At 63.1% G+C, this 14,251-nt stretch carries 14 protein-coding genes and 1 riboswitch; of the genes, 2 read left to right on the top strand and 12 right to left on the bottom strand.

Annotated features, from left to right (window positions below):
- Position 1: 1 nt before the first annotated feature.
- From rbfA to ACKVEX_RS04735, 12 genes are all read right to left on the bottom strand, one after another.
- The gene (gene rbfA, locus ACKVEX_RS04790) at positions 2 to 385 is read right to left on the bottom strand and encodes a 30S ribosome-binding factor RbfA (protein ID WP_473214551.1); all 384 of its coding nucleotides are present in this window, start codon (positions 383 to 385) and stop codon (positions 2 to 4) included.
- Complete coding sequence (gene infB / locus ACKVEX_RS04785) at positions 385 to 3,315, bottom strand: translation initiation factor IF-2 (RefSeq protein WP_473214550.1); 2,931 nt, start codon at positions 3,313 to 3,315, stop codon at positions 385 to 387. Before infB ends, rbfA begins: the two co-directional genes overlap by 1 nt.
- A gap of 13 nt (positions 3,316 to 3,328) precedes the next feature.
- On the bottom strand, positions 3,329 to 4,804 hold the full coding sequence (gene nusA / locus ACKVEX_RS04780) for a transcription termination factor NusA (protein WP_473214549.1): 1,476 nt from the start codon (positions 4,802 to 4,804) through the stop codon (positions 3,329 to 3,331).
- A 26-nt stretch (positions 4,805 to 4,830) separates the two neighbouring features.
- Positions 4,831 to 5,259: a ribosome maturation factor RimP gene (rimP, locus tag ACKVEX_RS04775; protein WP_473214577.1), complete on the bottom strand. Its 429-nt coding sequence runs from the start codon at positions 5,257 to 5,259 to the stop codon at positions 4,831 to 4,833.
- A gap of 240 nt (positions 5,260 to 5,499) precedes the next feature.
- Positions 5,500 to 6,519, bottom strand: coding sequence for a 23S rRNA pseudouridine(2605) synthase RluB (rluB, locus tag ACKVEX_RS04770; protein ID WP_473214548.1), 1,020 nt, complete (start codon positions 6,517 to 6,519; stop codon positions 5,500 to 5,502).
- Positions 6,461 to 7,054, bottom strand: a complete 594-nt coding sequence (scpB, locus tag ACKVEX_RS04765) for an SMC-Scp complex subunit ScpB (protein WP_473214547.1) — start codon at positions 7,052 to 7,054, stop codon at positions 6,461 to 6,463. The genes rluB and scpB overlap by 59 nt, the downstream gene beginning before the upstream one ends.
- Entirely contained in the window at positions 7,035 to 7,865 is an 831-nt protein-coding gene (locus tag ACKVEX_RS04760) for a segregation and condensation protein A (protein ID WP_473214546.1), read from the bottom strand. The genes scpB and ACKVEX_RS04760 overlap by 20 nt, the downstream gene beginning before the upstream one ends.
- A 51-nt stretch (positions 7,866 to 7,916) precedes the next feature.
- Positions 7,917 to 9,119, bottom strand: coding sequence for a tryptophan--tRNA ligase (locus ACKVEX_RS04755; RefSeq protein WP_473214545.1), 1,203 nt, complete (start codon positions 9,117 to 9,119; stop codon positions 7,917 to 7,919).
- Positions 9,120 to 9,129: 10 nt separating this feature from the next.
- Positions 9,130 to 9,789 (bottom strand): site-2 protease family protein, encoded by a 660-nt coding sequence (locus ACKVEX_RS04750; RefSeq protein ID WP_473214544.1) that lies wholly within the window; start codon positions 9,787 to 9,789, stop codon positions 9,130 to 9,132.
- A 97-nt stretch (positions 9,790 to 9,886) separates the two neighbouring features.
- On the bottom strand, positions 9,887 to 10,513 hold the full coding sequence (locus ACKVEX_RS04745; RefSeq protein ID WP_473214543.1) for an L-threonylcarbamoyladenylate synthase: 627 nt from the start codon (positions 10,511 to 10,513) through the stop codon (positions 9,887 to 9,889).
- 48 nt (positions 10,514 to 10,561) lie between these two features.
- On the bottom strand, positions 10,562 to 11,392 hold the full coding sequence (locus tag ACKVEX_RS04740) for a 3',5'-nucleoside bisphosphate phosphatase (protein WP_473214542.1): 831 nt from the start codon (positions 11,390 to 11,392) through the stop codon (positions 10,562 to 10,564).
- A gap of 42 nt (positions 11,393 to 11,434) precedes the next feature.
- Positions 11,435 to 12,301, bottom strand: coding sequence for an alpha/beta fold hydrolase (locus tag ACKVEX_RS04735; RefSeq protein WP_473214541.1), 867 nt, complete (start codon positions 12,299 to 12,301; stop codon positions 11,435 to 11,437).
- 74 nt (positions 12,302 to 12,375) lie between these two features.
- A riboswitch (glycine riboswitch) is annotated at positions 12,376 to 12,462 on the top strand.
- 178 nt (positions 12,463 to 12,640) lie between these two features.
- Here ACKVEX_RS04735 and gcvT point away from each other — a divergent pair.
- Both gcvT and gcvH read left to right on the top strand, forming a co-directional pair.
- Positions 12,641 to 13,738, top strand: coding sequence for a glycine cleavage system aminomethyltransferase GcvT (gcvT, locus tag ACKVEX_RS04730; RefSeq protein ID WP_473214540.1), 1,098 nt, complete (start codon positions 12,641 to 12,643; stop codon positions 13,736 to 13,738).
- 89 nt (positions 13,739 to 13,827) lie between these two features.
- On the top strand, positions 13,828 to 14,211 hold the full coding sequence (gcvH, locus tag ACKVEX_RS04725; protein WP_473214539.1) for a glycine cleavage system protein GcvH: 384 nt from the start codon (positions 13,828 to 13,830) through the stop codon (positions 14,209 to 14,211).
- Positions 14,212 to 14,251: the final 40 nt, after the last annotated feature.

The following is a 14,251-nucleotide window of genomic DNA, read 5'->3' as shown; positions in this document are numbered from 1 at the left end:
GTCAGTTGTCGTCGCGCTCGTGCGCCCGTGACTCGTCCTCGCGAACGACCTCGTCGATCAGCCGCGACAGCCGACTGCCTTCCTCGACCGACTTGTCGTAATGGAAATGCAGTTCGGGCGTGGTGTGAATCCGGACGCGCCGACCGAGTTCGCGACGCAGAAAACCGCTCGCGCGACGCAGCCCGACCAGAATCTCGTCCACGCCATCCGACCCCTGCATGGACGTGAAATAGACCTTCGCATGCGCATAATCCGGCGTGATCTCGACATCGGTCAGAGTGATGAATCCCACCCGGGGATCCTTCACCTCTGTCCGGATCAGTTCCGCCAACTCGCGGCGAATCTGTTCAACGACACGCTGACTGCGGGAATATTCCTTTGGCATCAGAGCGTCCGCGCGATTTCCTGAATCTCGTAGACTTCGAGCTGGTCACCCTCGACGATGTCGTTGTAATTGCGAATCGAAAGACCGCACTCGAATCCTGCCCGAACCTCCTTCACATCGTCCTTGAAGCGCTTGAGCGAATCCAGCACGCCACCATGGATGACCAGGTTGTTCCGCAGCACGCGCACCAGCGATCCGCGTTTGATCAGGCCTTCCTTCACGTAGCAACCCGCGACCGCGCCGATTTTCGGCACGCGGAACACCTGGCGAACCTCCACGAGGCCGATGATGTTCTCGCGCTTCTCCGGCGACAGCATGCCGGACAACGCGGCCTTAACCTCGTCCACCGCATCGTAGATGATGTTGTAGTAACGGATATCGACACCGAAAGTCTCGGCGAGCTTGCGCGCGCCGGCATCGGCCCGGGTGTTGAAGCCGATGATGACCGCGCCCGAAGCCTGGGCGAGGTTGACGTCGGACTCGGTGATGCCGCCGACTGCACCGTGAATGACGTTGACGCGCACCTCGTCGGTGGACAACTTGTTCAGCGACTGGACCAAGGCTTCCTGCGATCCCTGCACGTCCGCCTTGACGATCAATGGCAGTGCCTTGATCTCGGCTTCGCCCATCTGATCGAAGATGTTCTCGAGTTTGGCGGCCTGCTGCTTGGCAAGTTTCACGTCGCGGTACTTGCCCTGGCGGAACAATGCGATCTCGCGTGCCTTCTTCTCATCGGCAAGCGCGATTGCCTCGTCTCCGGCAGCGGGCACATCGGACAGCCCGAGGATCTCGACCGGGATCGATGGACCCGCCTCGTCGATCGTCTTGCCGTTCTCGTCCAGCATCGCGCGGACACGGCCGAACGTGGCACCGACCAGCACATTGTCGCCCTTGCGCAAGGTGCCGGACTGCACCAGCAGTGACGCGACCGGACCCCGGCCCTTGTCGAGTCGGGCCTCGATGATCAGACCCTTGGCGGGTGTATCCACCGGAGCGGTCAGTTCGAGCACTTCGGCCTGCAACAGGATCGCCTCGAGCAGGTCATCGATGCCCTGACCAGTCTTGGCGGACACATGGGTGAACATCACTTCGCCGCCATACTCTTCCGGCAGCACGCCTTCGGAAACGAGTTCCTGCTTGACGCGTTCGGGGTTGGCCTCGGGCTTGTCGATCTTGTTCACCGCGACCACCAGCGGCACGTTCGCCGCTTTGGCATGGTGAATCGCCTCGCGCGTCTGCGGCATGACCCCGTCGTCCGCAGCGACCACGAGGATCACGATGTCGGTGGCCTTGGCGCCACGGGCACGCATTGCCGTGAAGGCTGCGTGACCCGGCGTATCCAGGAAGGTCACCATGCCGCGGGGCGTCTCGACATGATAAGCGCCGATGTGCTGCGTGATTCCGCCTGCTTCACCGGCTGCAACCTTGGCGGTCCGGATGTAGTCCAGCAACGAGGTCTTGCCGTGATCGACGTGACCCATCACCGTGACGACCGGAGGACGCGGCACGAGGGTCGCATCGTGATGCGCTTCCGGGCTGTCGAGGAAGGCGTCCGGATCGTCCAGCTTGGCCGCAAAGGCCTTGTGGCCCATCTCCTCGACCACGATCATCGCGGTTTCCTGGTCCAGCACCTGGTTGATCGTGACCATCGATCCCATCTTCATCAGGACCTTGATGACCTCGGCAGCCTTGACCGACATCTTGTGCGCGAGATCGGCCACCGTGACCGTCTCGGGCACGTGTACGTCGCGCGTGATCGGCTCGACCGGTGTCTGGAAGCTCTTCTGGTCGCGCTGACTGCCGCGACCGCCGCGGCCGCCTCCTCGCGCACCGCGCCACGATGCCGCCGCACCCCCGACCTCTCCGCGCGTCTTGAGTCCGCGCCGCTTGGAGACATCCTCGGTCACGACTGCGCGTGCGCCACGTTTGGCGTCCTTTGCGGGCCCCTTGTCGTCGGTGCGAGCCGGTCGATGCAGCGTCCCCGTCGGCCCCTTGACCGCCGGCTTGACCGCTTCGACTTCGGTTGGCTGGCTCGCACGCGCCGCTTCCTCGACTTTACGCTGCTCGGCGGCCGCGCGTGCGGCAATTGCCGCTGCCTCGCGTTCCTGCCGGGCCTTCAGATCGGCCTCCTGACGCGCCCGCAATTCCCGATGCCGCATATCCTCGCGGTTGCGGGCTGCGATTTCCTCATCGGAGAGAATCGATGGTGCCACGCCACGCACACGCCGTTTGGTGGTCACAGCCGGCGCAACATCGGTCGCTTGTGCCTGTTCGGCTTCCGGCTTGGCCCCTTCCACGGTGATCGGTTCGGGCTGTTCGGCTTCCGGCTTGGCCGCTTCCGCGGCGATCGGTTCGGGCTGTTCGGCTTCCGGCTTGGCCGCTTCCGTGGCGATCGGTTCGGGCTGTTCGGGTTCGGACTTGGACGGTTCGACCGCTTCGACCACCGGCTCCCGAGCGACCACCGGTTCGGATGCAGGGGGCGTCGCCTCGGGCACCGGCGCAAGCGCCTCCGCCGTGACCGGCTCTATATGCGCCGACTCCATCACCGCAGACTCGGGTGCCTCCACGACCGGCGCAGGCGCTTCATCCACGTCGGACGGCACTTCTGCCGCGCTTGCCTCGGCGATCAGTTCGTCGCGCTTGACGAAGACCCGCTTCTTGCGCACCTCGACCTGCACCGTACGGGCGCGTCCAGTCGAATCGGTCGCACGGATCTCCGATGTCTCACGCCTTGTAAGCGTGATCTTGCCCTTGGGCCGGGTCTCTCCATGAGAGCGACGCAGGTACTCGAGCAGTCTCGCCTTGTCCTGTTCTGTCAGCAAGTCCTCGGCACCGGTCTTGAGCACACCCGCGCGTTGGAGCTGCTCGAGCAGCACCGTTGCCGGCATCTTCAATTCGCCGGCGAACTGAGTAACGCTCATCTCATCCATTGATTCCCTCCCTTCATTCTTCGAACCAGTGCGCACGCGCAACCGATATCAGCGCAGCCGCACGCTCGGCATCGATTCCGGTGATCTCGACCAGTTCGTCAACCGCCAGGTCAGCCAGATCATCGCGCGTGCGAATGGCGTTCTGTGCCAGCGTGGCGGCCAGTGTCTTGTCCATACCTTCGAGGTTCAGAAGCTCGTCGGTGACCTTCTCGAGCTGTTCCTCGGTGACGATGGCCTCGGTCAGCAAGACGTTGCGCGACCGGTCCCTGAGCTCGTTGACCGTCTCTTCGTCGAAGGCTTCGATCTCCAGCATCTCGGCGAGCGGGACATAGGCAATCTCCTCGAGCGACGTGAAACCCTCGTCGATCAGGATATCCGCCAATTCCTCGTCCACGTCGAGCTTGGTCATGAAGAGCTCGCGCAACTCATGACGCTCGGCGTCCGTCTTCTGGGCAGACTCTTCCTCGCTCATCAGATTGATAGTCCAGCCGGTGAGTTCGGACGCCAGCTTGACGTTCTGCCCGCTCCGACCGATCGCGATCGCCAGATTGTTCTCGTCGACCACGACATCCATGCTGTGGTTTTCTTCATCGACGACGATGGACACCACTTCGGCCGGCTGCAGGGCCGCGATCACGAACTGTGCCGGATCGGCCGACCAGACGATGATGTCGATCTGCTCGCCGGCAATCTCGTTGCGCACCGCCGTCACCCTGGAGCCACGCAGGCCGACGCACGTGCCGATCGGATCGATGCGCTGATCGTGAGACTGCACCGCGATCTTGGCGCGCAGGCCCGGATCCCTGGCGCAGGCCTTGACCTCGAGCAGACCCTCCTCGATCTCGGGTACTTCCAGTTCGAACAACTTGCCGAGAAAGTCCGCAGACGTGCGCGACAGGATCAACTGAGGACCACGCGCACTGCGGTCGATACGAAGCAGAAAAGCCCTGACCCGGTCACCGACCCGAAGGTTCTCCCGTGGGATCATCTGATCGCGCGGGATGACCGCCTCCAGTCGGCCGACCTCGATGATCGCATTGCCGCGCTCCATCCGCTTGATCGAACCTGACACGAGGTGCTCGTTGCGTTCCAGGAAATCGTTGAGGACCTGCTCCCGCTCCGCGTCGCGAATGCGCTGCAGAATCACCTGCTTGGCCGCCTGTGCACCCACCCGGCCGAAGTCGATCGGCTCGAGGGGCTCCTCGATGTATTCACCGATCTGGATGTCGGGCACCACGTCGCGCGCATCGATGATGCCCATCTCGGCTTCATCGTTCACGACGTCCTCGTCCGACATCACCAGCCAGCGTCGCGCCGACTCGTAATCGCCGGTCTCTCGATCGATCGTGACCCGCACGTCCGCGTCGTCGTGAATGCGCTTCTTGGTTGCGGACGCCAGTGCTGATTCGAGCGCGGCAAAAACGACGTCCTTATCGACGTTCTTCTCGCGCGCCAGCGCATCCACAAGCAGCAGTATTTCGCGGCTCATCTATCAAAACCTCCACATCCAAGTGCTCAAAACCTGGGAACCAGGCGTGCTTTTTCGATTTCTTCGAATGCGAACGACAGTTCGCCCTTATCTGTACGCAACAAAACCTTGCCATCGACCAATCCACTCAGCACCCCGACGAAGTTACGTTGGTTGCCCATGGGCATGCTGAGTCGCAACTGAATTTCGGACCCTGCGAAGCGTTCGAAATCGGCGGCTTTCTTCAGGGGCCGATCCAGCCCCGGCGACGATACCTCGAGACGGTCGTAATCCACGTTCTCGACCTCGAAGACCCGCGACAACTGATTGCTCACCGCGGCACAATCGTCCACGTTGATCCCCCGCTCGATATCGATGAATACGCGGATCAAGCGCCCCTTCGGCGACAGCTCGATATCGACCAGTTCGTACCCGAGGCCGGCGGCAACCTGTTCGATCAGTCGTTCGACGTCCATTCCAGACCCACAAATAAAAAAAGGGCGAAACGCCCATCCCTGTTGATCCCAACCGGAAAAAATGATGCGAGCACCTAAGTGCCCCATCAAAGCTTTTCGATTATAACCCTGAAGTGCGCCGCAGGCAATTTTGCGTCTGAACGCAAACGACCCGCCGTAAAGCGGGCGCACCCACCGGGGCGGGCCGGCCTACCGGACTGGGAACGCACCCACCGGGACCGACGCGATGCTCCCGACCCGTCAACGCTCCTTTCCAGCCGGAACCGTCCGTGGAACCGTCCGGTGAACGCGCGTCTGACGCTTCCTGGCATCGCCCGTGCCTGCCTGCTGTCGGGGCCGAGGCAATCCGGCGATCGCACACACCTCCTCCTCAGGCAGTTCCATCCACATCCCGCGCTTGAGCCGGGACGGCAGGGTAACCGGCCCGTAACGCACACGCATCAGGCGGCTCACCGTCAATCCCACGGCCTCGAACATCCGCCGGACCTCCCGATTTCGGCCCTCCATCAGGCTCACGCGATACCAATGATTGATGCCCTCGCCGCCGGCATCGCTGAGACTGATGAATCGTGCGGGTCCGTCCTCGAGTTCGATGCCGCTGGTCAGTGACTCGATCTGCTCATCGGTCAATTGACCCAGCAGCCTTACCGCGTATTCACGCTCGAGTTCGTAACGCGGATGCATCAACTGGTTGGCCAGTGTCCCGTCGTTGGTGAACAGCAACAGACCGGAAGTGTTGAAATCGAGTCGACCGACCGCGATCCAGCGTCCCTTGCGCACGATCGGCAGGCGTTCGAACACCGTCGGTCGCCCGTCGGGATCCTCGCGTGACACGATCTCTCCCTCCGGCTTGTGATAGATCAGCAGGCGGGGCGTGCGGGTCTGGAACTTCAGCGGAATCAGCTTTCCGTTGTACTTGACCCGATCACCCGGCCCGATCTTCTGCCCGAGCGTTGCAGTCTGATCATTGACCAGGACCTTGCCAGCGGTGATCCATTCCTCCACCTCGCGACGCGATCCGATGCCCATTTGCGCCAGTACCTTCTGCAGTCGTTCCGGCTCGACCGCCGGTTCATGGCGTGAGGACCGACCACCACGTGGGACCGGCCGGCGGGCTTGACCCGCATCATCCGCAGAACGCGCCGCAATCCGCGCATCGGTCTCCGCCGGCGGTCGGCGATGCCGTCCCGATTCCGACGGCTCAGTCGCTTTGCGCGTCGGGGGACGCAAGGGGCTGCGAGATTTCTTTGCTTTCGACAAGATCCATGATCCTTTCAATTTCGGTCAAAGCCGGCAATTCTGTCAGCGTGCGCAGACCGAGGTCATCGAGGAACTGACGGGTCGTCGCAAACAGCGCCGGCCTTCCGGGCGTGTCGCGATGACCCACGACATCGATCCAGCCACGCGATTCGAGTGCCTTGATCACGTTGGGCGACACTGCCACGCCGCGAATGTCCTCGATGTCTCCACGCGTCACCGGCTGACGGTAGGCGATGATCGCCAGGGTTTCAAGCACCGCACGGGAATAGCGTGGCGCCCGTTCTTCCTTCAATCGGTCCAGGTACGGCTGGCACTCCGGCCGGGTCTGAAACCGCCAGCCCGAAGCGAGCTGCACCAGTTCCACCCCGCGGCTCTCCCAGTCCTGCCTGAGTTCGTCAAGCAACCGGCGCACCAGATCCCCACCCGGATCCGGGTCGAACAATCTGCGCAACTGCGTCACCGACAGCGGCGCACCGGCGGCCAGCAGCGCCGCCTCGATGATGCGCTTGCAGCCTTCAGGCGTGTCCGGGCGCATCCGCTAGTCTGACGTAAATCGGCGAGAACGGCTCGTTCTGCGACAAATCGACGAGCCGTTCCTTGACCAGTTCGAGCACGGCCAGGAAACACACCACCAGGCTAGGCGCACCGAGTCGGGGCTCGAACAGGCTGTCGAACACGATGAAAGCACCACCGGACAGCCGCCGGAGAATGGTGCTCATGTGCTCCCGCACCGACAGTTCATCACGTTTGACGGTGTGATGCCGGGTCAGGCGCACCTTCCTGATCACATTCAGCCACGCCAGCTGAAGGTCGTGAAGACTGACCTCGGGGTGTCGCTCGACCAGCTTTTCAGCGACGAACACACCCACCCGTTCGAAGTCGCGCCCGACTCTGGACACCATGTCCAGCCGAATCGACGCCATCTTCATCTGCTCGTATTCCAGCAGCCGTCGCACCAGTTCTGCGCGCGGATCATTCTCGTCGTCCGCGGTGTCGCGAGACGGTCGCGGCAGCAGCATCCGCGACTTGATCTCGAGCAGCATCGCGGCCATCAACAGATAGTCAGCGGCGAGTTCCAGATTGTGTCTGCGCATCGCCTCGACATAGACAAGATACTGTGCCGTCAGCGGCGCCATCGGAATGTCGAGGATGTCCAGGTTCGATTTCCGGATCAGATACAGCAACAGATCCAGCGGCCCCTCGAACGCGTCGAGAATGACCTCCAGCGCATCCGGCGGAATGTAAAGATCCTTGGGAAGCTCGAGCAGCGGCTCGCCGTACAGGCGCACCACCGCCGCAATCTGTTCGACGCTCTCGATCGGAACGAGGTCCAGCGGTCGATTCATGGCGAACTCAGCACGGGCAGACGAGGCTCGACCAGCATGAGCCGCCGTCCATCAGGAGTACGACAGCCCCATGGATTCACGCACATCACGCATGGTCTCCTGCGCCAGTTTTCGCGCCCGCTCACATCCGTCCGCGATGATGTTGCGCACCAGCGACGGATCGTCGACATAGGGTTGCGCACGCTCGCGCATCGCCGCCTGCTCCGTCAGCACCGCGTCGATGACCGGTTGCTTGCAATCCAGGCAGCCGATCGCGGCACTCCGACAACCCTGCTGAACCCAGTCGCGGGTGCCGTCGTCCGAGTAGATCTCGTGAAACTGCCATACCGGACACTTGCCAGGATCACCGGGATCGGTTCTGCGCACGCGCGCCGGATCGGTCTGCATGGTCCTGATCTTCTTCGTGACCGAATCGGGCTCCTCGCGCAGGAAGATCGTGTTCCCGTAGCTCTTCGACATCTTCTGACCGTCCAGACCCGGCATACGTGCCGCCTCGGTGAGCAGCGCATCCGGTTCGACCAGGATCATCTTGCTGCTGCCCTCGAGATAGCCGTACAGCCGTTCCCGATCACCCATGCTCAGATTCTGGGCCTCCTCTAGCAGCGCATGCGCCTGCTCCAGCGCCTGATCCTCACCCTCCTGCTGGAAGCGCGTGCGCAAGTGGTAGTAAAGCCGCGCCCGCTTCGAGCCGAGCTTCTTGACCGCCTCCTTGGCCTTGTCCTCGAAACCCGGTTCGCGGCCATAGAGGTGATTGAAGCGACGCGCAACCTCGCGGGTGATCTCCACGTGCGGCACCTGATCCTCGCCCACCGGCACCTTGTCGGCACGGTAGATCAGGATGTCGGCCGACTGCAGCAGCGGATAGCCCAGGAAGCCGTAAGTGGATAAGTCCTTGCTCGACAGTTTCTCCTGCTGGTCCTTGTAGGTCGGCACCCGCTCGAGCCAGCCCAGCGGACACATCATCGACAACAGCAGATGCAGTTCGGCATGTTCCGGAACACGCGATTGAATGAACAGCGTGGCCTGACTGGGGTCGACGCCGGCGGCCAGCCAGTCGATCAGCATGTCCCACACACTCTCCTCGATGATCTGGGGTGCATCGTAATTGGTCGTCAGCGCATGCCAGTCTGCGACAAAGAACAGGCAGGGGTATTCCTCCTGCAGTTTGACCCAGTTCTTGAGCACGCCGTGATAGTGGCCGAGATGGAGACGCCCGGTCGGGCGCATGCCGGAGAGAACGCGTTCTGCGTACATAGTCTTGAATCTAGATCACGAAAAGGGTTGTCAGGACGGCGCGAAAACCACTGATCAGCGGCCAGAGGATTGATCCCAGTACGCCGGTAAATAGCAGAATCAGGAGAATGGGGAAGCCGTAGGGCTCAATACGTGCGAATTGCCAGGCCAACCGTCCCGGCAGCAGACTCACTGCGATCCGTCCACCGTCGAGCGGCGGAATCGGCAGCAGGTTGAGGAACATCAGCACAGCATTGATCGTAATGCCCGCGATCGCCATGTGAGACAAGGCATCGGAATAACTAGCGCCGGGGGTCGCGACCGCGAATTTGAGTAGCAAGGCCCAGCCGATCGCCATCACCAGATTCATGAACGGGCCAGCCGCGGCCACCCACAGCATGTCCCCCTTGGGATTGCGCAGACGTCCGAAATTGACCGGAACCGGCTTGGCCCAGCCAAACAGGATCCCACCGCCGCCCATCATCGTGCTCGCCGCAAGTATCCCGATGGGCACCAGAATCGTACCGACCGGGTCGATGTGCTTGAACGGATTCAGTGTGATCCGGCCGGCCAGATCGGCAGTTGGATCCCCAAAGTGGCGCGCGACGTAGCCGTGAGCAGCCTCGTGCAGCGTAATCGCGAGCAGGACCGGTAGTGCCCAGATGGCAATCGTCGGGATCAGTGTTTCCATTTGCCTGACGCGGAAGACCGCGTGAAACGCGCGATTCTAGCAGAGGCGGGCGACTCGTTCCTTCCCAGACCGACAATATTGTGCAATGTCCCGACGCTCAATCCAGGCCGAAGACCTTGAGATCGCCCCGCCCAGCCCTGACCAGCACCGGCGTGCCCGAAGTCAAATCGATCACGGTCGTGGCCTCGGGACCGCAGAATCCGGCCTCGATGATCAGATCGATCTGTTTTCCGATGCGCTCCCCAATTTCGTCCGGGTCGGTCAGCGGAAGGTCATCGCCGGGCAACAACAGCGTGGAGGTCAGGATGGGCTCCCCCAGTTCGGCCAGCAGCGCCGACACGACCGGGTGGTCCGGCACGCGCAGGCCGATGGTCTTGCGCTTGGGGTGCATGACCCGACGCGGCAGTTCCTTGGTACCTTCAAGGATGAAGGTGTAGGTCCCCGGCGTGGTCGCCTTGAGCAGACGGTACTGGCTGTTATCGACCCGGGCATAGGTGCCGATCTCGGACAGGTCGCGACACATCAGCGTGAAATGGTGCCGGTCATCGACGTCGCGAATGCGCCGGATGCGTTGCAGCAGTGCGGCATCGCCCATATGGCCGCCGAGCGCGTAGGCCGAGTCGGTCGGAAAGACCACCAGCCCGCCCGATCGCATGATCTGTGCGGCCTGGCGAATCAGACGTGGCTGTGGTTGCTCGGGGTGCAGCGAGAAAAACTGTGACATTGCTCTCTTGCCGTAATCTTGGTCAGTAGGAAGGACGTGGGCGTCGATTCAACACAGGCGCGTCCACACCGGCACCAGGTCCGGCGGAAGCGGCGAGCATCGTCCGAGATCGACCGGGCTCTCGTCCGCGCCATGGAAATCCGACGCTCGGGACGCGAGCAACCCCCGCCTGCGCGCGACCGACGCGAACTTCAGCATCTCGTCATGCGTATGGGCGCCCGAGACGACTTCGATCCCCTCCCCGCCACCGGCGACGAAGCGGTCGAGCATCGTACCCATTTGTTGCTCGGACAGGCGATAACGCGCCGGATGGGCGAGCACCGCAATCCCGCCTGCCCCGCGAATCCAGCGCAGTGCGTCATCCATGGATGCCCATTCGTGCTCGATGTACCCGGGTTTGCCCTTGGCGAGATAGTAGCGAAAAACCGTGTTCACATCCGGCATCAGACCGATGTGCACCAGATGACGGGCGAAGTGCGCGCGACCGACCAGATCCGGATTGCCGGCAAAGCCGCGCGCCCCCTCCAGCGCGTCGCGGATACCAACCGCAGCGAGGGCCTCACCGATACGTCGTGCGCGCGCGGCGCGGCCTCGCCGGATGCCGGCCAGTCCTTCGACCAGTTCGCTGTCGTGGTGATCGACGCCCAGTCCGACCACATGGATCGTCTCGCCGAAGCAGGACACCGAGATCTCGACGCCCGCCACGAACCTCAGTCGCAGCCTCTTGGCAGCAGCGATGGCCTCGTCCACGCCCCCCAGTTCGTCATGATCGGTCAGCGCGAGCAAGGTCACGCCGTTGGCCGCGGCGCGCGCGACCACTTCGCCCGGCGAAAGCCAGCCGTCGGACACGGTAGAGTGACAATGCAGGTCTGCGTTCATTTGATTCGGTACGACGGATGCGGGCGGTCTGCGTGCCGAACATCAGTGGCTTGCAAAATTCTCGATCTCGGCCGCGACGAACGCCGGTTGATCGTGATGCATATTATGACCGCTATCCGGGACTGTCACTTCACTGAAACGCCGGAAACAGGCCGCGCCTGCCCGATAAACGTCATCGCCGATGCCCGTGGACCGGCGCCAGGCAGGATCGGCCTGCACCAGCCACAACACCGGCGCGCTGACCCGACGCCAGCAACTTTCGGCCTCGGCCCGCCGATACAGAACCGGATTGACGTTGCGGTGCGCCGCATCGATTGCCACCCGCAGCCCACCCTCGCCATCGGCTTCGGTCATGTGCGCCGCGAGGAAGCGCGCGCGCGCTGCATCGAGTCGCGGGTTGTCCCGCATCATCCTGCGCGCGAACGCCTCCTCGTCCGGGTAGGATCGAAACCCATGTGGCGCACAGAGCTGCCCCAGCCATTTCTCCAGACGGCCCGGCGCCTGCTCGCTGGATCGATCGGGCAGCCCGAAAGCATCCATGCCCACCACCTTTGATACACGCGCCGGCCGGGTGCCCGCGTAAAGGCAGGCGACGTTTCCACCCATGCTGTGCCCTATCAGAGTTGCGGGTTCGTGCGGCGAGTATTCGTTCAACAGCGCATCCAGATCACCGACGTAATCGGGAAACCAGTACGCATCGCCCCTGCGTTCGGACAGACCGAAACCGCGCCAGTCCGGCGCGATCACGTGCCAGTCGCGCTGCAGCGCATCGACCACGAACTGAAAACTGATCGACATGTCACCCCAGCCATGCAGCAAGAACAGTCGTGGCGAACCCGGCGAGCCCCACTCGCGCACATGATGACGCAGGCCGCGCATGAGCTTGAAGACACTCCTGGATGCTTTCATGGAAGCGATCATAGCAAACGCACACGACACACCGCATCGACGATTGCCTCCGTGGACGGCCGATGTTATCGTGCGCTCCAGGCGCGGGAGAGCACTCCCAGCGAGTCGCCGAAGGCGCAACCTCCCCGGAACCGCTCAGGCAAACGGACCGCGCCCGGAACAAGATTCTGGAGAGAGATGCCGGCCCCGCTTGGGCCGGGCATCCACCGAAGGGGCACCCGGGTCCGATCGCCACTGGCGTCGCCGGAATCTCTCAGGTACAAGGGACAGATGGGGATACGACCTGTCGATGCCGGCAGGGAGGGTCCACAGCCATCACCTTTTCGCCGGAGAGCGTCCATGAACACCCCGCCATCCAAGCACACCCCTCTCCACGACTGTCATGTCGCCGCTGGCGCCCGCATGGTCGATTTCGCCGGATGGGACATGCCGGTCAACTACGGGTCGCAGATCGAGGAACATCATGCGGTGCGGACGGACGCAGGCATGTTCGACGTCTCTCACATGCTCGCGCTCGACCTGTCGGGCGCGGATGCCAGGGACTACCTGCGTCGATTGCTTGCCAATGATGTCGCGCGCCTGCAGTCGCCCGGCAAGGCGCTGTACTCGTGCATGCTCAACGAAAACGGCGGCGTCATCGACGACCTTATCGTCTACCGCATCTCCGACGGCGAGTACCGGATCGTCGTCAATGCCGGCACCGCCGACAAGGACGTCGCGTGGATGCGCAGACAGATCGCGTCGCTGGGCGCGAACGTGACGCTGGAGAGCCGTCGTGATCTGGCGATGATCGCGATACAGGGACCGAAGGCCATCGAGCGCGCCGCGCGGGTCATCCTCGAGATCAACACGGCGCGTGGACTGCCCGCGCCGTTCAGCGCCGCCCGCCTGGGCGACCTGATGATCGCGCGCACCGGCTATACCGGCGAGGACGGTCTGGAGATCACCGTGCCAGCGAGCCGCGCCGCAGATATGTGGAATGCGCTGGTCGGCGCCGGCGTGAGGCCTTGCGGACTGGGCGCGCGTGACACGTTGCGGCTCGAGGCCGGCATGAACCTGTACGGTCAGGACATGGACGAGAACGTGTCGCCGCTCGATGCCGGCCTGGGCTGGACCGTCGACCTGCGCGACGACGAACGCGACTTCATCGGGCGCGACGCATTGACCGCCCATCCGCGTAGCAAGAGCCTGATCGGTCTGATTCTCGAGGACAAGGGCGTGCTGCGCGCCCACATGACCGTCTTCACCCCGAACGGCGACGGCGAAACCACCAGCGGCAGCTTCTCGCCCACGTTGCAGAAATCGATCGCGTTCGCGCGCGTGCCGATGAGCGTGCAGGCGGGCACCAAGGTCGAAGTGGACGTACGCGGCCGGCGCCTGGCGGCGCGCACGATCAAGCTGCCCTTCGTGCGCAACGGACGGTCGCTGATCGACTGAGCTTCGCGCCGCCTGACCTACGGACATTCACCACACGCTTCAACCTCAGCCCGCGACAGTATCGCTGCCGCCCCTTTAGGAGATCGACAATGAGCAACATCCCGGCCGCACTGCATTACACCCGATCGCACGAATGGATCCGCGTCGAAGACGACGGCACGCTGACCGTCGGCATCACCGACCATGCGCAGGAAGCCCTGGGCGACATCGTGTTCCTCGAGCTCCCGGATACCGGCCGCAGCGTCGAGGCCGGCGAAGCCTGCGCGGTGGTCGAGTCCGTAAAGGCCGCATCGGACATCTACGCGCCGGTCGCCGGCGAGATCGTCGCATCCAATCAGGGCGCGGCCGACGCACCCGAATCGGTCAATGCCGACGCGTACGGCAACTGGCTGTTCCGCATCCGAGCGGACGCGGCAGACCTGCCCTCGTTTCTCGACGCAGCCGCTTATCAGGCCGAGATTGCCAACAACTGAGCGCCTGCCGCGCCCATCCACCCAAGCCAAACCCGGATCG

It is taken from the genome of Denitraticella aggregata (assembly GCF_048158365.1).
In the GTDB taxonomy this organism is placed as follows: Bacteria; Pseudomonadota; Gammaproteobacteria; order Burkholderiales; family Rhodocyclaceae; genus Azoarcus_F.
The sequence above is the reverse complement of the archived record's forward strand: the minus strand, read 5'-3'. Positions and strand labels throughout refer to the sequence as shown.

Coding starts and splice junctions, on each gene's coding strand:
- scpB (WP_473214547.1), bottom strand. CDS start 7,054: ATGCGCCCGGACACGCCTGAAGGCTGCAAGCGCATCATCGAGGCGGCG.
- ACKVEX_RS04735 (WP_473214541.1), bottom strand. CDS start 12,301: ATGAAAGCATCCAGGAGTGTCTTCAAGCTCATGCGCGGCCTGCGTCAT.
- ACKVEX_RS04755 (WP_473214545.1), bottom strand. CDS start 9,119: ATGTACGCAGAACGCGTTCTCTCCGGCATGCGCCCGACCGGGCGTCTC.
- gcvT (WP_473214540.1), top strand. CDS start 12,641: ATGAACACCCCGCCATCCAAGCACACCCCTCTCCACGACTGTCATGTC.
- ACKVEX_RS04740 (WP_473214542.1), bottom strand. CDS start 11,392: ATGAACGCAGACCTGCATTGTCACTCTACCGTGTCCGACGGCTGGCTT.
- gcvH (WP_473214539.1), top strand. CDS start 13,828: ATGAGCAACATCCCGGCCGCACTGCATTACACCCGATCGCACGAATGG.
- rimP (WP_473214577.1), bottom strand. CDS start 5,259: ATGGACGTCGAACGACTGATCGAACAGGTTGCCGCCGGCCTCGGGTAC.
- ACKVEX_RS04745 (WP_473214543.1), bottom strand. CDS start 10,513: ATGTCACAGTTTTTCTCGCTGCACCCCGAGCAACCACAGCCACGTCTG.
- infB (WP_473214550.1), bottom strand. CDS start 3,315: ATGGATGAGATGAGCGTTACTCAGTTCGCCGGCGAATTGAAGATGCCG.
- nusA (WP_473214549.1), bottom strand. CDS start 4,804: ATGAGCCGCGAAATACTGCTGCTTGTGGATGCGCTGGCGCGCGAGAAG.
- ACKVEX_RS04750 (WP_473214544.1), bottom strand. CDS start 9,789: ATGGAAACACTGATCCCGACGATTGCCATCTGGGCACTACCGGTCCTG.
- rbfA (WP_473214551.1), bottom strand. CDS start 385: ATGCCAAAGGAATATTCCCGCAGTCAGCGTGTCGTTGAACAGATTCGC.
- ACKVEX_RS04760 (WP_473214546.1), bottom strand. CDS start 7,865: ATGAATCGACCGCTGGACCTCGTTCCGATCGAGAGCGTCGAACAGATT.